Raw genomic sequence first — 21,986 nt, 5'->3', positions numbered from 1 at the left:
CGCCGCCCAGGCGGCGGGTGCCCACTCCCGGGCCGCGCGCTGTCGTGCGCCGTTCCGGGCAGTGGGCACCCCTCCCCCGACCGTCGATGTCGCCGAAAGCCTTGGAGTGGAACACCATGCGTACGGTTGAGCAGACCGCCTCGGACATCCCCTCGGGCATCCCTGGGCAGAGGTCCGGGTCGAGCCTCCGGATCACCCCCGACAACCCGGACGAGCGGCCCCCGGACGAACGCACCCTGCGCGAACGGCTCACGGAGCTCGGCGACATCAAGGAGACGGCGCGCCGAGGACCGGACCCGGCCGCCACGGAACGTCAGCACGCCAAAGGCAAGCTCACCGCCCACGAACGGATCGAACTGCTGCTGGACGACGGGTCGTTCACCGAGTTCGAGGCACTGCGCCGGCACCGCGCCACCGGCTTCGGCCTGGAACGCCGGCGACCGTACTCGGACGGGGTGGTGACCGGCTGGGGCACCGTCCACGGCCGGACCGTCTTCGTCTACGCGCACGACTTCCGCATCTTCGGCGGCGCGCTGGGCGAGGCGCACGCCGAGAAGATCCACAAGGTGATGGACATGGCGGCCGCCGCGGGTGCTCCGCTGATCTCGCTGAACGACGGGGCCGGAGCCCGGATCCAGGAAGGCGTCTCGGCACTGGCCGGCTACGGCGGCATCTTCCAGCGCAACACCCGCGCTTCCGGGGTGATCCCGCAGATCAGCGTCATGCTCGGTCCGTGCGCCGGCGGCGCCGCCTACTCCCCCGCGCTGACCGACTTCGTCTTCATGGTGCGCGGCACCTCACAGATGTTCATCACAGGACCGGACGTGGTCAAGGCCGTGACGGGCGAGGAGATCTCCCAGAACGGCCTGGGAGGCGCCGATGTGCACGCCACCACGTCCGGTGTCGCGCACTTCGCCTACGACGACGAGGAAGCCTGCCTGGAAGACGTACGCTTCCTCCTCTCGCTCCTGCCCGCCAACAACCGTGAACTCCCACCCGTCGTGGAGTGCCACGACCCGGCAGACCGGCGTACCGAAGCACTCGTGGACCTGGTCCCCCTCGACCCGGGCCGGGCCTACGACATGCGCACGGTCATCGAGGAGATCGTCGACGAGGCGGAGTTCTTCGAGGTGCACCCCGCCTGGGCGACGAACATCGTCTGCGCTCTGGCCCGGCTCGACGGCCATGTGGTGGGGATCGTGGCCAACCAGCCCGCCTCTCTCGCGGGCGTCCTGGACATCGAGGCATCCGAGAAGGCCGCACGCTTCGTCCAGATGTGCGACGCCTTCAACATCCCGTTGGCGACACTCGTGGACGTGCCGGGCTTTCTGCCCGGAGTGGGCCAGGAGCACGACGGAATCATCCGGCACGGCGCCAAACTGCTGTACGCGTACTGCAACGCGACCGTGCCGCGCGTGCAGCTGATCCTGCGCAAGGCCTACGGCGGCGCGTACATCGTCATGGACTCCCGCTCCATCGGCACCGACCTGTCCCTCGCCTGGCCGACGAACGAGATCGCGGTGATGGGCGCGGAGGGCGCCGCCAATGTCATCTTCCGTCGTGACATCGCGGCCGCCGCCGATCCCGAGGCGGTACGGCAGCAGAAGATCAAGGAGTACAAGTCGGAGCTGATGCACCCCTATTACGCGGCCGAGCGGGGCCTGGTGGACGACGTGATCGATCCCGGCGACACCCGGTCCGCGCTGATCCGCACCTTCGCGATGCTCCGGAGCAAACACTCCGACCTGCCGTCCCGCAAGCACGGAAACCCTCCGCTGTGACGGCGGGCGGCAGCCCGGACCACCGTACTCGTGAGAGGGAAGGCAGCCATCGTGCGCAAGGTGCTCATCGCCAACCGTGGCGAAATCGCTGTCCGCGTGGCCCGGGCGTGCCGGGATGCCGGGATCGCGAGCGTTGCCGTTTATGCGGAACCGGACCGGGACGCTCTGCATGTCCGTGCGGCGGACGAGGCGTTCGCGTTGGGCGGTGACACCCCGGCCACCAGTTACCTGGACATCGCCAAGGTGCTGCAGGCCGCCAAGGACTCCGGGGCGGACGCGATCCACCCCGGCTACGGCTTCCTGTCGGAGAACGCCGACTTCGCGCAGGCGGTCCTGGACGCCGGCCTGATCTGGATCGGCCCGCCCCCGCAGGCCATCCGCGACCTGGGTGACAAGGTCGCCGCCCGGCACATCGCGCAGCGCGCCGGCGCCCCGCTGGTGGCCGGCACCCCGGACCCGGTCTCGGGCGCCGAGGAGGTCGTCGCGTTCGCCCAGCAGCACGGCCTGCCGATCGCCATCAAGGCCGCCTTCGGCGGCGGCGGACGCGGCCTGAAGGTCGCCCGCACCCTGGAGGAAGTCCCCGAGCTGTACGACTCCGCGGTCCGCGAGGCGGTCGCCGCCTTCGGCCGCGGCGAGTGCTTCGTCGAGCGCTACCTGGACAAGCCCCGGCACGTGGAGACCCAGTGCCTGGCCGACACCCACGGCAACGTGGTCGTCGTCTCCACCCGGGACTGCTCGCTGCAGCGCCGCCACCAGAAACTGGTCGAGGAGGCCCCCGCCCCCTTCCTCTCCGACGCCCAGGTGGAGCAGCTGTACTCCTCCTCCAAGGCGATCCTGAAGGAGGCCGGCTACGTCGGCGCGGGCACCGTGGAATTCCTCGTCGGCGCGGACGGCACGATCTCCTTCCTGGAGGTCAACACCCGCCTGCAGGTCGAACACCCGGTCACCGAGGAGGTCGCCGGCATCGACCTGGTCCGCGAGATGTTCCGCATCGCCGACGGCGAAGCACTCGGCTACACCGATCCGCAACTGCGCGGCCACTCCTTGGAGTTCCGCATCAACGGCGAGGACCCCGGACGCGGCTTCCTGCCCGCCCCCGGCACCGTCACCGCCTTCGCCCCGCCATCGGGCCCGGGCGTGCGGCTGGACGCGGGCGTGGAATCCGGCAGCGTCATCGGCCCGGCCTGGGACTCCCTGCTCGCCAAGCTGATCGTCACCGGCGCGAGTCGCGCCCAGGCCCTGCAGCGGGCCGCCCGCGCGCTCGCCGAGTTCCAGGTCGAGGGCATGGCCACCGCCATCCCCTTCCACCGCAAGGTGGTCACCGACCCCGCCTTCGCCCCGGAACTGACCGGCTCCAACGCGCCGTTCACGGTCCACACCCGGTGGATCGAGACCGAGTTCGTCAACGACATCCCCGCCTTCACCGCCCCCACGGACCTCGAGGCCGAGGAGGAACCGGGCCGCGAGACCGTCGTCGTCGAGGTCGGCGGCAAGCGCCTGGAAGTCTCCCTGCCCTCCTCGCTGGGCATGAGCCTGGCCCGCACCGGCCTCGCCGCCGGCGCCAAACCCAAACGCCGCGCCGCCAAGAAGTCCGGCCCCGTCGCCTCCGGCGACACCCTCGCCTCACCGATGCAGGGCACCATCGTCAAGGTCGCCGTCGAGGAGGGCCAGGAAGTCAACGAAGGCGACCTGGTCGTCGTCCTGGAGGCCATGAAGATGGAACAACCCCTCAACGCCCACCGCTCCGGCACCATCAAGGGCCTCAGCGCCGAAGTCGGCGCCTCCATCACCTCCGGCGCCGCCATCTGCGAAATCAAGGACTGACGCATGACCGTCATCAAGTCCAGCCTCCGGACCCCGGCAGAGACCGCGGCCGGGGCGAAGCCGAGCCGGCCTCACCCCCTTTCCCCGGGGGTCCGCCGCATCGCCCTCAGCGCCGCTGGCATCACCCTGTCCTGCCTGCTCAGCGAGCCCGAGCACACCACTCCGCGCGCCACCGTCATCGCCGTGCACGGCAGTGGCATGAGCGCCGGTTACTTCGACGGGCAGGCCCACCCCGACCTCTCCCTCCTCACCCTGGGCGCCCGGCTCGGCTTCACCGTCCTGTCCCTCGACCGGCCCGGCTACGGCCACTCCGCCACCCAGCTCCCCGATGGACAGCCCCTCGCCGAACAGTCCGTGACGCTGCACGCCGCGCTGGCCGAGTTCGCCCACCGACACGAGGTCGGGGCCGGCTTCTTTCTGCTGGCCCATTCCTTCGGGGGCAAAGTCGTGCTGACCGCGGCAGCCGACGACGTGGACGCCCCTCTGATCGGCCTGGATGTTTCCGGATGCGGCCACCGATACGCCGTAGAACCCGACCGATTGCCCGAACCCCACAGTCGCGCCGCCTGGGGCTTCAGCTGGGGAGCGTTCGGACTCTATCCACCGAACACCTTCCTGAGCAGTCGATCGGTGGTGGCTCCCACGCCGTCGTGGGAGCGGCGCGAGGTACCGACCTGGCCGGACGTGCTCCCCGATGTCGCCCGCCGCATTCGCGCGCCGGTCAGGTTCACCTTCGCCGAGCACGAACGATGGTGGCGGCACGACCAGCAGGCGGTTGCCGAACTGAGCGGCATGCTGACCGGGAGTCGCGTCAGGGTCGACCGCCATCCTGACGCGGGGCACAACATCAGTCTTGGATGGGCCGCGCGTTCCTATCATCTGCGGGCGTTCGGCTTCCTCGAGGAATGCCTCGCGCGGCGCGGGATGACTGATTCCCGGTGATACCGGCGGTGGCGGAAGATGGTCGGCGCCGAGCTACTGCGCAACGCATCGGCGCTGAGTGCGGCGTATTTCAACATCGCGCGCGGGCCCGGCGCTCGCGGGCGCGCTCATCACTTGGCTGAGCACCGGCCCGGTGATTCAGCTCCGTCGGGGACGGCCTTCGATGAACGTCGTCCTCGGTGCCGCCATCGCCTTCGGCGCGTCGACGACCCTGTCCGGTCTCGTACCCACCTTCGCGTGGGCCATCGCGCTGCTCGCCGTCACCGGCGCGGCGGCCATCAGCCGACCATCTGGGCGCTCGCTCCGGTCACTGCCTCGACGGCCTCGCTTCTGTGGCCGCGGTCCTCGCCGCGCTGACCGCGAGAACCAGCGCGAGTCGTTTCCGCAGGCCAGACCCCGCACCTCAGCGATCGCGGAGGTCAGAGCCATGTGTCGGGCTTCACCCTCCCCAGCACGCGCTCAACCTGCTGCGTGATGCCGATTTCCGGCAGCCCCCTCTTGACAAGCACTGACACACGACGGCAATCTTCCATTAAGCAGAAACGAACTTCCGTAATACGGAATCTCGACAACGGAAGGGAGCGCCGACCCACATGGGATTCGCAAACCAGCGCTTCAACGTCAACCTGTCGATCCTCTTCACGGAACTCCCGCTCCTGGAGCGCCCCGCGGCCGCCGCCGCGGCGGGCTTCACGGCGGTCGAGCTGTGGTGGCCCTGGGTCGACTCCCCCACCCCCGAGCAGTCCGAGCTCGACGCCCTGAAGAAGGCGATCGAGGACGCGGGCGTCCAGCTGACGGGCCTGAACTTCTACGCCGGGCAGCTGCCGGGCCCGGACCGGGGCGCGCTGTCGATCCCCGGCGCGGAGTCGGAGAAGTTCCGCGCCAACATCGACGTGACGGCCGACTTCGCCCAGTCGCTCGGCTGCAAGGCCCTCAACGCCCTGTACGGCAACCGGGTCGAGGGCGTGGACCCGGCGGAGCAGGACGCGCTCGCGCTGGAGAACCTGGCGCTCGCGGCCCGCGCGGCCGACCGCGTCGGCGCGATCCTCCTGATCGAGGCGCTGAACAAGCCCGAGTCGCCGCTCTGCCCGATCGTGAGCGCGCCCAAGGCGATCGAGATCGTGAACAAGGTCAACGAGGCGACCGGCCTCGGCAACGCCACGTTCCTCATGGACCTGTACCACCTGTCCATGAACGGCGAGGACCTGCCGTCGGTGATCGAGCAGTACGCGTCGAAGACCGGCCACGTACAGATCGCCGACAACCCCGGCCGCGGCGCCCCGGGCACCGGCACGCTCCCGCTGGCGGACCTCCTCGACCAGCTGAAGAAGGCCGGATACGAGGGCTGGGTCGGCCTGGAGTACAAGCCGGGCGACCGCCCGAGCGCGGAGGCCTTCGACTGGCTGCCCGCCGAGGCCCGAGCCGCCCGCTGAGCGGCATTCCACAGACGTAGCAGAGAAGCCAGAGAGGCACCCTCATGAGCAACAACCTCCCCAAGGTGGCATGGATCGGTCTCGGCATCATGGGCTCCCCCATGTCGGAGAACCTGATCAAGGCCGGGTACGACGTCACCGGCTTCACGCTGGAGCGGGACAAGCTGGAGCGCCTGGCCGCCGCGGGCGGTACGGCCGCCGGTTCGATCGCCGAGGCCGTGCGCGACGCCGACGTCGTGGTCACGATGGTGCCCGCCTCCCCGCAGGTCGAGGCCATCGCGTACGGCCCCGACGGCATCCTTCAGAACGCGAAGTCCGGCGCACTGCTGATCGACATGTCGTCGATCACCCCGCAGACCTCCGTGGACCTGGCGAAGGCGGCCAAGGACAAGGGCATCCGCGTCCTGGACGCCCCTGTGTCCGGCGGCGAGGCCGGCGCCATCGAGGCCGTGCTGTCCATCATGGTCGGTGGCGAGCAGGCCGACTTCGACGAGGCCGAGCCGCTCTTCGAGGCGCTCGGCAAGACCATCGTGCTGTGCGGTCCGCACGGCTCGGGCCAGACCGTGAAGGCAGCCAACCAGCTGATCGTCGCCGTGAACATCCAGGCGTGCGCCGAGGCCGTGGTCTTCCTGGAGAAGTCCGGCGTGAACCTGCAGGCCGCGCTCGACGTCCTGAACGGCGGCCTGGCGGGCTCCACCGTCCTGACCCGCAAGAAGGACAACTTCCTGAACCGGGACTTCAAGCCCGGCTTCCGGATCGACCTGCACCACAAGGACATGGGCATCGTCACCGACGCCGCCCGCAATGTCGGTGCCGCGCTGCCGGTCGGCGCCGTGGTGGCCCAGCTCGTCGCCAGCCTGCGCGCGCAGGGCGACGGCGGCCTGGACCACTCCGCGCTGCTGCGCGCGGTCGAGCGCCTCTCCGGCGCGCAGGTCTGACCCTCGATACCTCCGGGCGGCGCCGCCGCTGACACCTGTCCTGTCGCGCCCAGGCGACGGCGCCACCCGGATCCATCTTCAACAAACTGTTGACGTTCAAATCGCCCCGAACCTAGGCTCCACGAAGCGGAAGAGGTCCACGAAGCGGAAGAAGGTTTCCGCTGACCCCGCTGCCCCCTCGTACGGAAGGTCCACGATGTCGAAGCGCGTGCTTACGACCGAGTCCGGCGCCCCGGTCTCCGACAACCAGAACTCCGCCACCGCCGGCGTCGGTGGCCCGCTCCTCCTCCAGGACCAGCATCTCCTGGAGAAGCTCGCCCGGTTCAACCGCGAGCGCATCCCGGAGCGCGTGGTGCACGCCCGCGGCTCCGGTGCGTACGGCTACTTCGAGGTCACCGACGACGTCACCGGCTTCACGTACGCCGACTTCCTGAACACCGTCGGCAAGCGCACCGAGGTCTTCCTGCGCTTCTCCACGGTGGCCGACAACCTCGGCGGCGCGGACGCGGTCCGTGACCCGCGCGGCTTCGCCCTGAAGTTCTACACCGAAGAGGGCAACTACGACCTCGTCGGCAACAACACGCCGGTCTTCTTCATCAAGGACCCGATCAAGTTCCCCGACTTCATCCACTCCCAGAAGCGCGACCCGTTCACGGGCAAGCAGGAGCCGGACAACGTCTGGGACTTCTGGGCGCACGCCCCCGAGGCGACGCACCAGATCACCTGGCTGATGGGCGACCGCGGCATCCCGGCCTCCTACCGCCACATGAACGGCTACGGCTCGCACACCTACCAGTGGACGAACGCCGAGGGTGAGGCCTTCTTCGTCAAGTACCACTTCAAGACGAACCAGGGCATCCGCAGCCTCTCCACCGAGCAGGCGCAGGAGATCGCGGGCAAGGACGCGAACTCGCACCAGACGGACCTGCTGCAGGCCATCGAGCGGGGCGTGAACCCGTCCTGGACGCTGTACGTCCAGATCATGCCGGCGGCGGAGGCGGCCGAGTACCGCTTCAACCCCTTCGACCTCACCAAGGTGTGGCCGCACAAGGACTACCCGCTGCAGCGTGTGGGCCGTCTGGTCCTGGACCGCAACCCCGACAACGTCTTCGCCGAGGTCGAGCAGGCCGCCTTCTCCCCGAACAACTTCGTTCCCGGCATCGGCCCCTCCCCCGACAAGATGCTCCAGGGCCGCCTGTTCGCCTACGCGGACGCGCACCGCTACCGCCTGGGCGTCAACCACACCCAGCTCGCGGTCAACGCTCCCAAGGCGACGGTCGCGAACAACTACGGCCGCGACGGCCTCATGGCCTCCAACGGCCAGGGCCGCCACGCCAAGAACTACGAGCCCAACTCGTACGACGGCCCGGCCGAGACCGGCCGCCCGCTGTCGGCGCCGCTCGCGGTGAACGGTCACACGGGCACGCACGAGGCTCCGCTCCACACCAAGGACGACCACTTCTTCCAGGCGGGCGAGCTGTACCGCCTGATGTCGGCCGAGGAGCAGTCCCGGCTGATCGCCAACATCGCCGGCGGCCTCTCGCAGGTCTCCCGCGACGACGTGATCGAGAAGAACCTCGCCCACTTCCACGCCGCCGACCCGGAGTACGGCAGGCGTGTGGAGGAGGCGGTCCGCGCCCTGCGCGAGGACTGAGCCTCAACTCAAGCCGCCCGCGACGGCGTTGGACCCGGATGAGGGGTGGTCCATCGGCTGTCCGGGCAGGACCGGGACCGCGGCGGCGTGCGAGCCAGTGCGGTGGTGAAGGTCTCGGGATCTCCTTCTCGACCTGAGGGAGGGAGACCCCGGTTCCATCGCATCCGCCGCGGTCCCAGCCACACCCCCGAAGTGTGGCCCACTGACTCCGTCCGGCGGCGCGAATGTCCTGTCGCGCCCAGCCTCGCACCGTCGGACGGTAACAACTTCACAGGTCATCGGCCCAGAGCGCCGGGTACGGACGGTCCCGTACCCGGCGCTCTGCCGCGCGTTCGGGGTGCGGATCGGGTCGCTCACCCGGCGCTCCGCCGTGTGCTCCGGGTGCGGATCGGCTCGCTCACCCGGCCCTCCACCATGCGTTCCGGGTGCGGATCGGCTCGCCGCGCAGGAACCTGAAGGCATGGACTATCCCAGCATCGTCGTGCACGCCCCGGGTCTGGACGGATCGCGGCGGGTCACCGCGGGGGACGAGACGCTCGGTATCGCGTATCACCTCGACGACGTCGTCGAGATCCTGCGCCAGGCCGATGTCGACCTCGACGAGATCGAGGTCGAGGAGAGCGACATCATCGACTGGCAGGGCGGCGGGCCCGACGACTGGCCCGGGCTGTCGGAACACCCGGCGCATCCGGCGCAGTGAGGGCGCACGCCGCGCGCGCCCGGCGCACACAACCCGGCTCCGGGTGTACGCAACCGGACGTAGACGTTCTACGGAACCCTCAAATCAAGCTCTGAACACGGCCCCAGGGGCTTCAACTCCCCCCGGATGAGGCAGATTCTCGGCACACGGGGCCCGCCGACACGGGGGCGGCGGGCCCCGAACGGGGGTACGGGGGAGCACCATGGTCAGCAGCGCGGCGGTCGGGCTTGAGCCCCAGACCGTCGCGCTGCTGCGTGGCGGGCCCCGCGCCGCCGTGACGGTCGCCGTGCTCGCCCTGCATCTGCGGGGCGCCGCCGACGCCGGACGGCTGGGCACGATACGGACGTCGCGGGCGTCCGCGGGCGCGGGGCTTGTTCTGGAGAAGGCGGTGCACGCCTCCCTCTACCGCCCGGCCGGCATACGGGAGTTGCTGGAGCGGCCCCGGGTGCGGCGCACCCTCGCGGAGCTGCGGACCGAGCTCGCCGAGGCGGGTCTGCTGCGTCGCCTTCCTCCCCACCGGACCCGCACGGCCCGGCGCGCCCTCAAGGAGCTGCGCGCGACACGCCCGCTGCCCACTGGACGGGAGGGGCTCACGACGGACGACACCCTGCTCGCGGTCGCGCTGTACGGCGACGCCGCCCTGACGGTCCTGGTCCCGCGTTTCGCCGCCGCCGCGGGCCTGATCGGCCGCGGCGGCCTGGCGGAGCACGGGCAGTCGTGGGGCGGCGAGGGCGGCGGCATCGGGTTCACCGACGACGGGGCCGGCTGGGGCGGCGGCTCGCACTGACCGCCCGGGGATCCTTCAGGAACGGCAGGGTGTGGCGCAGGAAGAGATCCGGGCGTTCGTTGTACGGCTCGTGGGCCGTGGGGAGCAGCACGCTCAACGTCCGGACGGGCAGGGCGCGTCGGGCGCGTCGGCCGTCCAGGAACGCGGGGACGACCGGGTCACGTCTCCCCCACAGGAGCAGGATCGGCAGGTCCAGGACGGCGGGGTCCGCCAGACCGAAGACCGGGTCGGCGAGGCCGCGCCAGATGGCGCAGTGCACGGCCAATCGCCGTGCGTCCTCTGGTAGTTGACGTGTTCGCTCGTACGTCGCCCTGACGCTCGGCGTGCCGAGTCGGCCGAGGTAGGCGCGGGCCAGCGGGACGACCAGGCGGCGGGCGCGGCCGGGCCGGCCCATCACCTCGCGGCAGAACCAGCGGGTGAGGGCGGTGTGCCGGGTGAAGCCGGCCGGGTCGACCAGGACGAGCGCAGTGATCGACGGCGCGTGCCGTCCCTCGGCGAGACGACAGGCGACGTAGCCGCCGACGCTGTTGCCGAGCACGGAGATCTCGCGGACGCCCAGCTCCTCGGCGAGCACGTCGAGGACCTGCCCTGCGGCCTCCACCAGCCGCTCAGGGGTGACGAGTTGAGGTTCGGGCGCCGTGGACTCCCCGTAGCCGGGCCAGTCGACCACGAACGTACGGTGGCGGTCCGCGAGGGCGGGCAGGACGGCGTCGTAGTCACGGCCGTCCCCGGGGTTGGCGTGCAGGAGCAGCAGCGCGGGGGCGCCGGGAGCGCCGTAGCAGCGTACGGCGATGTCGCCGAGGGGTGTGGGGACGGTCATCCGCATGGGGCGAGCATGCCGGACCCGCAGATGCCTGTGAACAACGCGAAAGGGCGGCCCATCCCCCCGGATCGGGCCGCCCCCTGCCTGACAGGAGTGTCGGAAGACTGAGAGGCGGGTCAGACCTTCAGCGTCTTGATCGAGGTCGGGGCGTGGCCCGGCTCGGTCGCGATCTCCTCGAACTCCACGACGTTGCTGATGTCGTTCGTCTTGCTCATCGCGATGTTCGTGACACGCTCCAGGATCGCCTCGACGACGACCGGGACCTGGTGCTCGGCGGCGAGCTTCTTGGCCTGCTCGAAGGCCGCGCCCAGCTCGCTGGGGTCGGTGACCCGGATCGCCTTGCAGCCGAGGCCCTCGACGACCTTGATGTGGTCGACGCCGTAGACGCCCAGCTCAGGAGAGTTGATGTTCTCGAACTCCAGGTTGACCTGGAAGTTGATGTCCAGACCGATCTGCGCCTGACGGATCAGGCCCAAGTAGGCGTTGTTCACCAGGACATGGACGTACGGGATCTTGTGCTGGGCGCCGACGGCCAGTTCCTCGATCATGAACTGGAAGTCGTAGTCACCGGAGAGCGCCACGACCTGTGCCTCCGGGTCGGCCTTGGCGACACCGAGCGCGGCCGGGATCGTCCAGCCGAGCGGGCCCGCCTGGCCGCAGTTGATCCAGTGGCGCGGCCGGTAGACGTGCAGCATCTGGGCGCCGGCGATCTGCGAGAGGCCGATGGTGGTGACGTACCGGGTCTCCGGGCCGAAGGCCTTGTTCATCTCCTCGTAGACGCGCTGCGGCTTGATCGGGATGTTGTCGAAGTGCGTACGGCGCTGGAGCGTCGCCTTCCGCTCCTGCGCGGAGGCGGCCCAGTCGCTGCGGTCCGGCAGCTTGCCCGCGGCCTTGAGCTCGCGGGCCACCTCGACGAACAGCTCCAGCGCGGCCTTGGCGTCGGAGGCGATGCCGTAGTCGGGCGCGAAGATCTTGCCGATCTGGGTGGGCTCGATGTCGACGTGCACGAACTTGCGTCCGGCCGTGTAGACATCCAGCTTGCCGGTGTGGCGGTTGGCCCAGCGGTTGCCGATGCCAAGCACGAAGTCGGACTCCAGGAAGGTCGCGTTGCCGTAGCGGTGCGAGGTCTGGAGGCCGACCATGCCGGCGTTCAGCTCGTGGTCGTCGGGCAGGATGCCCCAGCCCATCAGGGTCGGGACGACCGGAGTTCCGGTCAACTCGGCGAATTCGACGAGGAGTTCGGAGGCGTCGGCGTTGATGACACCGCCGCCGGCGACGATCAGCGGACGCTCGGACTCGTTCAGGAGGGCGATCGCCTTCTCGACCTGGGCACGGGTCGCGGCGGGCTTGTAGGCCTGGAGCGGCTCGTACGTGTCCGGGTCGAACTCGATCTCGGCGAGCTGGACGTCGATGGGCAGGTCGATGAGGACCGGGCCCGGACGGCCGGAGCGCATCAGGTGGAAGGCCTGCTGGAAGACGCCGGGGACCTGGGCGGGCTCCAGCACGGTGACGGCCATTTTCGTGACCGGCTTGGCGATCGAGGCGATGTCGACGGCCTGGAAGTCCTCTTTGTGGATCACGGAGGTCGGGGCCTGGCCCGTGATGCACAGGATCGGGATCGAGTCGCCGGTCGCGGAGTAGAGGCCGGTGATCATGTCGGTGCCGGCCGGACCCGAGGTACCGATGCAGACGCCGATGTTGCCCGGATGGGTCCGGGTGTAACCCTCCGCCATGTGCGAGGCACCCTCCACATGGCGGGCGAGGGTGTGGTTGATCCCGCCGGACGCCTTGAGCGCCGCGTAGAAGGGGTTGATCGCCGCGCCCGGGACGCCGAACGCGTTGCTGACGCCCTCGCGCTTGAGGATCTCGACTGCCGCGCGGGCAGCGGTCATACGAGCCATGGAGTACTCCTGCTTCGGCTGTCGGATTCGCGCTCCCGTCGCGCCCCGCGGAGAGCTGTTGATTCCGTTGCGGTCCGCAGCGGCTTCCCCGACCCCCAAGGGCGATCGGGATTCCGTATTGCGGAAACTAACTTCTACTATCTGGAAGCAATGTAGGCGGCGCGCCGAAAGCCGTCAAGAGTGGGCGCCTCAGTGGACCCGACGGTGGCTGTCGAACCGTTTCCCTGCCGGAGGGCGCCTCCCTGGAGGACGATGGACGCGCTGTCCCGACGTGACGTCCTGGAGTGGGCCATGGCCGAGAGCGTGCCGGTGCGGTGTCCGGCCTGCCGCCGCGAGCATCTCTACGCGGCGCCGTCGTATCCGTGCGTGTGCGGCGCGCCCGTGACGCCTCCCCTCGACCGCCTCGCGGATCCGGCGCCCGTCACCCATCGCGTCTGGGACGAGGACTGGGTCACGGTGCGCTGCGAGGCCTGCGGCCGCGACAGCCAGTGGCCCCATCCCGAGCTGGGGTGCTCCTGCGGGGCGACGCTGCGGATTCCGGTACGACGGGTACGAGGAGTGCGAGGCGTACGGCGACCGCAGCGCGCGGAGCTCGCGCCGGGCACGGCCGCCGACGCGCACCCCGACGGGAACGGGGAATCCCGCGCGCGAACCGCCCCGGACGGCCTCCCGCGCACGACCGACGACGAGACGCACGACACGGACGGACCGCCGCAGGACGGGGACCAGGACAGCGGTCGGGACCGAGAGAGGGACCTGGACCGGGGCAGAAGCAGGTCTGCGCACGCCCCCTCGTCCGCGCCCCGCCCGGCGTTCCAGCCGGTCACCATCCGTACCGCGCGGGACGCCGTCACGGCGGCCGCGCTGTATCTGCGCTGGCTCGGCTACCGGGACATCCGGCGGGCGGACCAGCGGCCGCCGTCCGGGATCGGGCTCGCCGCCCGCGGCATCCTGGCCCAGGTGGACCCCACGGTCCGCCCGGCCTCGTTCCGCGACGTGGAGTGCCTGTGGCTGACGGCCATGACGGAGTCGGCGGGGTGTGTGTACTTCTCCCTCGCGGGCTACGCCGACGACGCCCGTGCCCGGGCCGACACCCTCGGCGTCCCCCTCTTCGTCCTCGACCTCACGGGCACCCCGCAGCCGGTGAACAGCCCGGCCGACGAACTCATCGCCACCGCGGGCTGACCACCGGCACAATCGACGCATGCGCATCCGCCGCACGGCCCCCGACGAGCTCCCCGCCCTCCAGGACATCGAACGCGCCGCGGGCGGCCCCTTCCGGGAACTGGGCATGGCCGACATCGCCGACGACGAGCCGCCCGCCCTGGACCTGCTGGACGGCTACCGCCGGGCGGGCCACGCCTGGGTCGCCGTCGACGGGGAGGACCTTCCTCGGGCGTATCTGATCGCCGAGCCGGTGGACGGCGCGCTCCACATCGAGCAGATCTCGGTCCACCCGGGTGCCGCGCACCGGGGCGTGGGCCGGGCTCTCCTCGCGTACGCCGCCGACCGCGCACGCGAGGAGGGCCTGACCGGTCTCACGCTGACCACGTTCGCGGAGGTCCCGTGGAACGCTCCGTACTACCTCCGCATCGGGTTCCACGTCCTGGAAGAAGCCGAACTCACCCCCGGCCTGCGGACGATCCGCGCCGCGGAGGCCGGGCACGGCCTCGACCGATGGCCACGCGTCTGCATGCGCAGAGCCCTCCACACGGCGTAGGACCTGCCCGGCGGATCATGCGCCGCTGCTTTCCTCCGACCTGATCCGCCGACAGGCCCTAATCGGCGTACGTCTCCCGCAGCTCGATCTTCCTCACCTTCCCCGAGACGGTCATCGGGAAGGACTCCAGGATCCTCAGCCGGCTGGGGATCTTGTAGTGCGCCAGCTGCCCCTCGCAGAAGGCCCGCAGTTCCTCCAGCGTCAGCGGGTCGGCCGGGTCGCGCGGGATGACGCAGGCGAGCACCTCCTCGCCGTAGCGCTCGTGGGGTACGCCGACCACCTGGACGTCGGCGATCTTCGGATGGGCGTACAGGAACTCCTCGATCTCGCGCGGGTAGATGTTCTCGCCGCCCCGGATGATCATGTCCTTGATGCGCCCGACGATCTCGACATAGCCGTCCTCGCGCATCACGGCCAGGTCGCCGGTGTGCATCCAGCGGCCGGGGTCGATGGCCTCGGCGGTCTTCTCTGGCTCGTTCCAGTAGCCGAGCATCACGCTGTAGCCGCGGGTGCACAGCTCACCGGCGGTGCCGCGCGGCTGGGTCACGCCATCCACCGGGTCGACGACCTTCACCTCGATGTGCGGCAGGACACGGCCGACCGTGCCCGTGCGGTGCTCCAGGTCGTCGTCCATCCGCGTCTGCAGGGACACCGGAGAGGTCTCGGTCATGCCGTAGCAGATGGAGACCTCCTCCATGTGCATCTCGGCGACCACCCGCTTCATCACCTCGACCGGGCAGGGCGAGCCCGCCATGATGCCGGTGCGCAGGGAGGACAGCTCGTAGGTCGCGAAGTCGGCGAGGTTCAACTCCGCGATGAACATCGTGGGGACGCCGTACAGCGACGTGCAGCGCTCCTGCTGTACGGCCTTCAGCGTGGCCGCGGGGTCGAAGGACGGGGCGGGGATCACGATGCACGCGCCGTGCGAGGTGGCGCCGAGGTTGCCCATGACCATGCCGAAACAGTGATAGAAGGGCACGGGCAGACAGACCCGGTCCTGCTCGGTGTAGCCGACCGTACGGCCCACCCAGTAGCCGTTGTTGAGGATGTTGTGGTGGGAGAGCGTGGCCCCCTTCGGGAAGCCCGTGGTGCCCGAGGTGTACTGGATGTTGACCGGGTCGTCGCAGCTCAACTCGGCTGCCGCGACGGTCAGTTGCCGAGGGTCGACGGAAGCGGCGCCCGCCGTCAGGGCGTCCCACGACGGGTCGCCGATGTACACCGTGTCCCGCAACTCCGGGCACTTCTCGCGGACTTGGTTGACCAGAGCCCGGTAGTCGCTGCTCTTGTGCTCCTGCGAGGCGATCAGGACCGAGATGCCCGCCTGCCTCAACACGTACTCCAACTCGTGTGCGCGATAGGCCGGGTTGATGTTCACCATGATCGCGCCGATGCGGGCGGTCGCGTACTGGACGAGCACCCACTCGGGGCAGTTGATCGCCCAGATGCCGACGCGGTCGCCCTTCAGTACGCCCCTGGCGAGCAGCCCGCGCGCCACCTCGTCCACCGCGGCGCCGAACTCGGCGTACGTCCAACGGCGTCCGGAGGGCACGTCCACCAGCGCGTCACGCCCGGGGTACGCGGCGATCGCCCGGTCCAGGTTGGCCCCGATCGTGTCGCCGAGCAGCGGTGTCGTGCTCGTGCCGTGGGCGTACGACAGTTCGGTCACCGGAAGTCCTCCTCGCAGTACTCCGCGTCCGAGCCCGCGGCCGTGGCCTCGCGCAGCTCGATCCGGCGGATCTTGCCGGACACGGTCTTGGGGAGTGCCCCGAACTCCAGGCGCCGGATGCGCTTGTACGGCGCGAGGACCGTGCGGGAGTGCTCGAAGAGCACCTTGGCGGTGTCGGGGCCCGGCTCGTAACCCTCCGCGAGGACGATGTACGCCTTCGGCACGGCGAGCCTCAGCTCGTCGGGCGCCGGCACGACGGCCGCTTCCGCGACCGCCTCGTGCTCCAGCAGCGCGCTCTCCAGCTCGAAGGGCGAGATCTTGTAGTCGCTGGCCTTGAACACGTCGTCGGCGCGGCCCACGTACGTGATGTAGCCGTCGGCGTCGCGCGAGCCGATGTCGCCGGTGCGGTAGTAACCGCCCGCCATCGCCTCCGCCGTACGGTCGGCGTCGCCGTGGTAACCGGTCATCAGGCCCACGGGGTGCGTCGACAGGTCGAGCGAGATCTCGCCCTCGTCCGCGCCCGGCGCGCCGGACACCGGGTCGAGCAGTTCGACGCGGAAGCCGGGGCTGGGCCGCCCCATGGAACCCGTCTTGAGCTGCTGCCCCGGGCTGTTGGAGACCTGCACGGCCGTCTCGGTCTGCCCGAAGCCGTCCCGGATGGTGACGCCCCAGGCGCGCCGCACCTGCTCGATGACCTCGGGGTTGAGCGGCTCCCCCGCGGCGACGGCCTCGCGCGGCCGGGTCCGCAGCTGCGTCAGATCGGCCTGGATGAGCATGCGCCACACGGTGGGCGGGGCACAGAACGTCGTCACTCCCGCCCGGTCCATCTCCGCCATCAGCCGGCCCGCGTCGAAGCGCGTGTAGTTGTGGATGAAGACGGTGGCCTCCGCGTTCCAGGGCGCGAAGAGATTGGACCAGGCGTGCTTGGCCCAGCCGGGCGAGGAGATGTTCAGGTGCACGTCACCGGGCTTGAGCCCGATCCAGTACATGGTCGCCAGATGCCCGATCGGATACGAGACGTGGGTGTGCTCGACCAGTTTGGGGCGGGCCGTGGTGCCCGAGGTGAAGTAGAGCATCAGCGGGTCGTCGGACCGGGTGGGACCGTCGGGCTCGAAGGGCGCGTCGGCGGTGTACGTCTCCTCGTACGACTGCCATCCGGGCCGCGCACCGCCGACCGCGATCCGGGTGTAGCCGCCGGGTACCTCGCCGAACTTCTCCGCGTCCTCGGACCGGACGATGACGTGCCGGACGCGGCCGCGCTCGACGCGGTCGCGCAGATCGGCGGCGCCCAGCAGCGGGGTGGCCGGGATGACGACGGCGCGCAGCTTCATCGCGGCGAGGGCCGTCTCCCACAGCTCGACCTGGTTGCCGAGCATCACGAGGATGCGGTCCTCGGCGCCCACGCCCTGCGCGCGCAGCCAGTTGGCCACCTGGTTCGAGCGTTCGGACATCTCGGCGAAGGAGACCTCGGTGCGCTCTCCGTCCTCCTCGACGATGTGCAGGGCGGTGCGGTCGTTGCCCCGCGCGATGACGTCGAACCAGTCGAGTGCCCAGTTGAAGTACTCCGGGCGGGGCCAGCCGAAACCCTCGTAGGCCGCCGTGTAGTCCTCGCGGTGCTCCAACAGGAAGTCCCGCGCGGCCCGGAACTCGTCCGTCGCGCTCGTCGTCGTCATGTGTCCTCCTCGTCGCCGGACAGCCGCATACCATCGTGTATTCCGTGATGCAGGTCTCACCACCCCCGAACGGGGGTGCGCCGCGATGAAGGGGCGATCAGGTGGCAGCAGACGCAGCCGAGGCGGTGGAGATGCGCGGCGCGCTGGTACGGCTGCGGCGCGCGACGGGGCTGCCGGTCGCCTTCGGCGGCCTGGTCGAGTCCGGCCGCCAACAGGTACGCATCAGCGAGCTCAGCGGCACGGCGACGGCGGCGCTCAGCGCGCTCGCCGTGTCCTCGGGCAATGGCCTCGGCGGCAAGGCGGTTGCTCTCGCCCGGCCGTGCGCCGTGACCGACTACTCGGCCTCACGGCAGATCAGCCACGAGTACGACATGGCGGTCGCCACGGAGGGGCTCTGTTCCGTGCTGGCCGTGCCCGTCGTCGTACGTCGACGGGTGCGCGGAGTGTTGTACGGCGCCCTGCGGACGACCCAGCCGCTGGGTGACCGCACGCTCGGCGCGGCCGTCGCGGCGGCGCGGGACGTGGAGCAGGCGCTGGTCGTACGGGACGAGGCGCGGGATCTGCTGGCCGCCGCGCGGGAGCCCGACCCGGCGGTGGGAAGCGCCGCGTGGGAGGAGGTGCGCGAGGCGCACGGGGCGCTGCGGGCGCTGGCGCCGCGGATCCTCGACCCGGCGTTGCGGGCCGAACTCCTCTCCGTGTGCGGGCGGCTCGCCGAAGCGGGGCCTGGGCTCGGCTCGCGTCACGTCGATCTCACGCCGCGCGAGACAGACGTCCTCGCCTGTGTCGCGGCGGGGGCGACCAACGCGGGCGCCGCGCAGCGACTGGGACTCCGTCCGGAGACGGTGAAGGGGTACCTGCGGTCCGCCATGCGGAAGCTCGGGGCGCACACCCGATTGGAGGCGGTTGTCGCCGCGCGCCGGGCCGGGTTGTTGCCATAGGGCTCGCGAGCCTTTGGCGTTCCGCGCCCCTGGCCCTGGCCGCTTCGCGGCCTGTTCTCCGCCGCTCCGCGGCGGTTTCCCACCCAGCCGCCCTTTTGACCGATCAGCGCGCCCTGTGTCACTTTCGACCGCTCCGCGGTCCCCGAAACCGGCCACTCCGCGGCCCCCTGGCGTTTTTCCATTCAATCTGGCACGCCTTGAAATACCTTATGCGCACACCCTGTTATTTCCCTCACCACCCCGACAGTCCGAAATTCAAAGAGACATTGCCTAATATTGGCCCGGACACGACACGAGGGGAGCGGTGACCGTGCGAGGGGACTTCAAGGAGCCTGCGAGACCCCGCCCCGACCTGGTCATCGGCCGGGAGGAGCTCTTCGCGGGAGCGCGCGAGCAGCTCTCCGGCGGGGGCAGCGTGCTGGTGCACGGCCCCGCGGGAATTGGAAAGTCGACCATCCTGCGGGCGTTGGCCGCGGAATGCGCCGAATCGGCACGGACCGTGTTGCGCTGCTCCGCCACCGAGTCCGAATCCCACCTCCCCTTCCTCGCCCTGGCCGACCTCCTCGGTCTGGTCGTGGACGAGGTCTCCGACCGGCTGCCCGCCCCGCAGCGCACCGCCCTGGAATCGGCGCTCACCGGCCGCGGCGAATCCACCCTTCAGCGCGACGGACTGGCGCTGCGGCTCGCGGTGCTGTCGGTGCTGCGGGCGCTGGCCGCCCAGGGCCCGGTGCTGATCGTCGCCGACGACCTGCAGTGGCTGGACCCGGCCAGCGCCGAACTGCTCGGCTTCGCCGCCCGCCGGCTCGGCGGCATGCCCGTACGGATGCTGTGCGCCGTACGCACCGACACCGAACCGCAGGGCCAACAGCACGACCGCCATCTACGCGCGTCCCCGCCGGACACCCTGGCCGTGCGGGTCAACCCGCTCTCCCGCGCCCAGGTGGCCGCGCTCCTCGACCACCGCGGCTACACCGGCCTGCCCCGCTCCACCGTGCGGGACATCCACCGCACCAGCGGCGGCAACCCCCTGTTCGCGCTGGAGCTGGGCCGCGCCCTCGCCGAGTCCCCGACCCCGCCGAGCCCGGGCGAGCCGCTCCCCGTGCCGACCTCGCTGCGCGCGCTCGTCCTCAACCGCCTGGAGATGCTGGCCGCCGAGGCCCGTCGCACGCTGCTCGTGGCGAGCGCGGGAGCGCGTCCCACGCTCGCGCTGCTGCACGCGGCCGGTCGCGAGAACGCCGAGGCGGAGATGGCGTCGGCCGCGGCGCTCGGGCTCCTCGCCACGGAGCGCGAGACACCCGGCATCCGGTTCGCGCATCCCCTCGTCTCGGCCGCGCTGTACGCGGAGGCGAGTGCCCAGGAGCGGCGCGCGGCCCACGCCGCGCTGTCCACGGCGGCCTCCGACCCCATCGAGCGGGCCCGGCATCTCGCCCTGGCCACCACCGGAACGGACCCACGGGTCGCCGCCCGGCTCGGCGAGGCCGCGGCCGCGGCACGGGACCGCGGCGCGCCCTCGGTCGCCGCGGGGCTCGGGCTGCTCGCGGCCCGGCACACTCCCGTCGACACCGTGCCCGGCCCGGACGAGCGGCGACTGGTGGCCGCCGAGGACGCGCTGACGGCCGGTGAGACGGACCTCGCGCGGGACATCGCGCGTCAGGTGCTGGACCGGGCCACCGAACCGGCGGACCGGGTGCGGGCCTGGATGGTCGTCATCGACGCCGCGGGGCAGGCCATGGCCGAGATCGACGCCGTCTTCCCCCATGCGCTCGCCGACGCGGGAGACGATCCGCGGCTGCTCGCCCTCGTCCGCTACCAACTGGCGTGGCGGGCCCTGCTCATGGACGGCGAGATGGCCAAGGCCCGCGAGGAGGCCGCCTGTGCCGCGGGGCTCGCGGCCCGGGCCGGGGACCGGCCCACCGAACTCCTCGCGCTGGGCTTCCAGGCGCAGATGGAGACCCTGATGGGGCACCCGGACGCGCCGGCGACCATCCAGCGGGCGATGCGCGAGCCGCAGGACCCGCGGGTGGCGTGCGACCACAACGGCGCCGGTGCTGCCCGCTTCCGCTGGCTGATCATGGGCGACCAGCTCGCCGAGGCCCGTACGACCATCACGGCGCTGCTGCACGAGGTGCAGCGGCGCGGGATGGTCGAGAGCGAGGTGCACTTCCTGCGTGGGCTCGCCGAGACCGAGCTGCGCTCCGGGCACTGCGGCCGGGCGCTCGACCTGGCCCGCGAGAGCCTGCGGCTCGCGCGCGACACGGGGATCGGCGAGGCGGCCACCGCCATGTTCACCTCGCTCGCCGAGGCCGCGGGCGGCGACGTGGACCGCGCGCTCGCGCTCGCCCGGGAGGCCGTGGACCGCGCCGAGGAGGACGGCGACCTGATCTACCTCTCGCGCGCGCTGGGCGCACTCGGGCACGCCCAGCTGGTCGCCGGGGACGCGGCGGCCGCGGTCCAGTCCCTGCGTCGTGTAAGGGAGTTGGAGGAGGGGCTCGGGGTCGTCGATCCCGCCCGCGGGCGCTGGCACGGCGACCTCGCCGAGGCGCTGGTGCGGATCGGCGAACCCGTGGAGGCGCAGGACGTCATCGACGTGACCCGGGAGCGGGCCCTGCGGCTGGAACGCGAGAGTGTGCTGGCCGTCCTCGACCGCGCCGAGGCCCTCGTACGCGCCGCGCGCGGCGAACAGGGCCCCGCCGAACGCCAGTTGACGTCCGCGCAGGACCGCCTCGGCAAGCTGGGCTACGGCCTGGAGGAGGCCCGCGCCGCGTACGCCCTCGCGGGGCTGCGCACCCACCGGCCCGGCCCCACCTCGTACGACGAGGCGGCCCGCCTCTTCCGTCGCTGCCGCGCCCTGCCCTGGCTCCGCCAGGTCGAGTCCGCGTCCACCGCCCACCCGACGTCACCTCCCCTCGCCTCCGCCGCCCTCGACACGCTCGCCGCGACCGAACGCCAGGTCGCCGCCCTCGTCATGGAGGGCGCCACCAACCGCGAGATCGCCGCGCGCCTGTTCATCAGTGTGAAGACGGTGGAGGCGACGCTCACGCGGGTGTACCGGAAGTTGGGGATCCGATCGCGGGTGGACATAGTGCGGCTGGCGGCGGAGCGCAGGACCGGCTGAGCCCGGCCCTGAAGCGCCGGGGCTGCGTCCAGCACGTTCGGAGCCCCCGGACGGACGGGACCAACCGGACGCCACCGTACGCCAAACCCCG

17 protein-coding genes are annotated in these 21,986 nt (G+C 71.0%); 12 read left to right on the top strand and 5 right to left on the bottom strand.

Annotated elements, in window-relative coordinates:
• Window positions 1–116 precede the first annotated feature (116 nt).
• From AB5J53_RS37715 to AB5J53_RS37705, 3 genes are read left to right on the top strand one after another with little or no spacing between them, the layout of a single operon-like run.
• On the top strand, window positions 117–1,781 hold the full coding sequence (locus tag AB5J53_RS37715; protein WP_369250090.1) for an acyl-CoA carboxylase subunit beta: 1,665 nt from the start codon (window positions 117–119) through the stop codon (window positions 1,779–1,781).
• 51 nt (window positions 1,782–1,832) lie between these two features.
• Window positions 1,833–3,605, top strand: coding sequence for a biotin carboxylase N-terminal domain-containing protein (locus AB5J53_RS37710; protein WP_369252689.1), 1,773 nt, complete (start codon window positions 1,833–1,835; stop codon window positions 3,603–3,605).
• Window positions 3,606–3,608: 3 nt separating this feature from the next.
• On the top strand, window positions 3,609–4,547 hold the full coding sequence (locus tag AB5J53_RS37705; protein ID WP_369250089.1) for an alpha/beta hydrolase: 939 nt from the start codon (window positions 3,609–3,611) through the stop codon (window positions 4,545–4,547).
• Window positions 4,548–4,685: 138 nt separating this feature from the next.
• On the opposite strand, the gene AB5J53_RS37700 is transcribed toward AB5J53_RS37705, so the two are convergent.
• On the bottom strand, window positions 4,686–4,826 hold the full coding sequence (locus tag AB5J53_RS37700; protein ID WP_369250088.1) for a hypothetical protein: 141 nt from the start codon (window positions 4,824–4,826) through the stop codon (window positions 4,686–4,688).
• Window positions 4,827–5,140: 314 nt separating this feature from the next.
• Between AB5J53_RS37700 and AB5J53_RS37695 the strand changes: the two genes are divergently transcribed.
• The 5 genes from AB5J53_RS37695 (at window position 5,141) to AB5J53_RS37675 (ending at window position 10,059) form a co-directional block, all read left to right on the top strand.
• A complete protein-coding gene (locus AB5J53_RS37695; protein WP_369250087.1) occupies window positions 5,141–5,980 on the top strand; it encodes a TIM barrel protein in 840 nt (279 codons plus the stop codon).
• Between the two features lie 44 nt (window positions 5,981–6,024).
• Window positions 6,025–6,918, top strand: coding sequence for a 2-hydroxy-3-oxopropionate reductase (locus AB5J53_RS37690; RefSeq protein WP_369250086.1), 894 nt, complete (start codon window positions 6,025–6,027; stop codon window positions 6,916–6,918).
• A gap of 196 nt (window positions 6,919–7,114) precedes the next feature.
• A complete protein-coding gene (locus AB5J53_RS37685; RefSeq protein ID WP_369250085.1) occupies window positions 7,115–8,572 on the top strand; it encodes a catalase in 1,458 nt (485 codons plus the stop codon).
• A gap of 460 nt (window positions 8,573–9,032) precedes the next feature.
• Complete coding sequence (locus tag AB5J53_RS37680) at window positions 9,033–9,272, top strand: hypothetical protein (protein WP_369250084.1); 240 nt, start codon at window positions 9,033–9,035, stop codon at window positions 9,270–9,272.
• Window positions 9,273–9,474: 202 nt separating this feature from the next.
• Window positions 9,475–10,059: a TIGR04222 domain-containing membrane protein gene (locus tag AB5J53_RS37675; RefSeq protein WP_369250083.1), complete on the top strand. Its 585-nt coding sequence runs from the start codon at window positions 9,475–9,477 to the stop codon at window positions 10,057–10,059.
• Here the strand turns inward: AB5J53_RS37675 and AB5J53_RS37670 are convergent.
• Window positions 10,019–10,885 carry an alpha/beta fold hydrolase gene (locus tag AB5J53_RS37670; RefSeq protein ID WP_369250082.1) on the bottom strand — a complete coding sequence of 289 codons (867 nt, stop codon included), beginning with the start codon at window positions 10,883–10,885 and terminating at the stop codon, window positions 10,019–10,021. The genes AB5J53_RS37675 and AB5J53_RS37670 overlap by 41 nt on opposite strands.
• Window positions 10,886–10,998: 113 nt before the next feature.
• On the bottom strand, window positions 10,999–12,783 hold the full coding sequence (gcl, locus tag AB5J53_RS37665) for a glyoxylate carboligase (RefSeq protein ID WP_369250081.1): 1,785 nt from the start codon (window positions 12,781–12,783) through the stop codon (window positions 10,999–11,001).
• A gap of 291 nt (window positions 12,784–13,074) precedes the next feature.
• Here gcl and AB5J53_RS37660 point away from each other — a divergent pair, with 291 nt between their 5' ends.
• Both AB5J53_RS37660 and AB5J53_RS37655 read left to right on the top strand, forming a co-directional pair.
• Window positions 13,075–13,968, top strand: a complete 894-nt coding sequence (locus AB5J53_RS37660; protein ID WP_369252687.1) for a hypothetical protein — start codon at window positions 13,075–13,077, stop codon at window positions 13,966–13,968.
• Window positions 13,969–13,987: 19 nt separating this feature from the next.
• The gene (locus AB5J53_RS37655) at window positions 13,988–14,503 is read left to right on the top strand and encodes a GNAT family N-acetyltransferase (RefSeq protein WP_369250080.1); all 516 of its coding nucleotides are present in this window, start codon (window positions 13,988–13,990) and stop codon (window positions 14,501–14,503) included.
• A 58-nt stretch (window positions 14,504–14,561) separates the two neighbouring features.
• Here the strand turns inward: AB5J53_RS37655 and AB5J53_RS37650 are convergent, their stop codons facing one another.
• Window positions 14,562–16,169 (bottom strand): AMP-binding protein, encoded by a 1,608-nt coding sequence (locus AB5J53_RS37650; protein WP_369250079.1) that lies wholly within the window; start codon window positions 16,167–16,169, stop codon window positions 14,562–14,564.
• Complete coding sequence (locus tag AB5J53_RS37645; protein ID WP_369250078.1) at window positions 16,166–17,842, bottom strand: AMP-binding protein; 1,677 nt, start codon at window positions 17,840–17,842, stop codon at window positions 16,166–16,168. Before AB5J53_RS37645 ends, AB5J53_RS37650 begins: the two co-directional genes overlap by 4 nt.
• A gap of 101 nt (window positions 17,843–17,943) precedes the next feature.
• Here AB5J53_RS37645 and AB5J53_RS37640 point away from each other — a divergent pair, with 101 nt between their 5' ends.
• On the top strand, window positions 17,944–18,780 hold the full coding sequence (locus AB5J53_RS37640; protein ID WP_369250077.1) for a response regulator transcription factor: 837 nt from the start codon (window positions 17,944–17,946) through the stop codon (window positions 18,778–18,780).
• A 304-nt stretch (window positions 18,781–19,084) separates the two neighbouring features.
• The gene (locus AB5J53_RS37635; RefSeq protein ID WP_369250076.1) at window positions 19,085–21,895 is read left to right on the top strand and encodes an AAA family ATPase; all 2,811 of its coding nucleotides are present in this window, start codon (window positions 19,085–19,087) and stop codon (window positions 21,893–21,895) included.
• The last annotated feature ends 91 nt before the right edge of the window (window positions 21,896–21,986 follow it).

Origin of the sequence: Streptomyces sp. R41 (genome assembly GCF_041053055.1) — a bacterium.
Classification (GTDB): Bacteria; Actinomycetota; Actinomycetes; order Streptomycetales; family Streptomycetaceae; genus Streptomyces.
The sequence above is the reverse complement of the archived record's forward strand: the minus strand, read 5'-3'. Positions and strand labels throughout refer to the sequence as shown.